This window comes from Oleiphilus sp. HI0125, from assembly GCF_001635355.1.
Genome location: NZ_LWGF01000142.1, coordinates 1 through 900, shown reverse-complemented (window position 1 = coordinate 900; position 900 = coordinate 1). Strand labels below are relative to the sequence as shown.

Here is a 900-nt window from a genome sequence, read left to right as displayed (position 1 = left end):
GGCTATTTAAAATCCGAAAAGCACCTTTACCGTTATTCGTTGTGCCAACAACCGCAGGCACAGGTTCTGAAGTCACAATTGTTTCGGTCGTTTCAGATCCAGATACACATCAAAAATCGCCAATCATTGATCCAAAGCTTGTACCAGCCATGGCGGCATTAGACGGTAAATTAATGCTTGGCCTTCCGCCTGCTGTCACTGCGGCAACAGGTATGGATGCTTTAACTCATGCAATCGAGTCGTTCATTTCCACTAATGCTACGGATGAGACACGTGGTTACGCATTAGCAGCGACCAAACTCATCATGGAAAATTTAGAAACATCAGTACATGACGGAAAAAACTTTGAGGCACGCCAAAATATGGCCATGGCGTCATATTATGCAGGACTAGCATTTACAAAAGCAGGTGTTGGTTATGTACACGCTATTGCGCATAACTTTGGCGCTCTATACTCAACGCCTCACGGTCTCGCCAATTCGATCGTCTTACCACACATATTGGACTATTCGAAAAGCGACATCATTCCTCAGCTTGCTGAACTTGCAAAAGCTAGTGCTTTAAAAACAGGCAGAGAAAGCAACAAACAACTCGCTGATAAATTTATAGCTAGAGTACGTAGCATGTTGCAGTCGTTCGAAATCCCAGAGACACTTGATAGCCTTAAAAAAGAAGACATCCCGCGCATTGCGAAGCTTGCTCTGGAAGAAGCACATGCAAATTACCCGGTACCAAAGTATATGGATAAGGGCACTTGCGAGGCATTAATTGGAAAAATGGTGGCGTAAAGAAGTTCACTTAATAAGTTGACGGGAGAGGCAAAGCCCTTCCTCTTCAACAAGGCAACAACACTTAACATTCAAGGCCAACTGAAGCCTTGACATTAAGTAATTAAAACGG

General features: G+C 43.8%; 1 protein-coding gene. It reads left to right on the top strand.

The annotated features are described in order from the left end of the window. A partial coding sequence (locus tag A3762_RS02470) for an iron-containing alcohol dehydrogenase (protein ID WP_156493154.1) occupies positions 1-788 on the top strand: 788 nt, incomplete at its 5' end. Positions 789-900 lie beyond the last annotated feature (112 nt).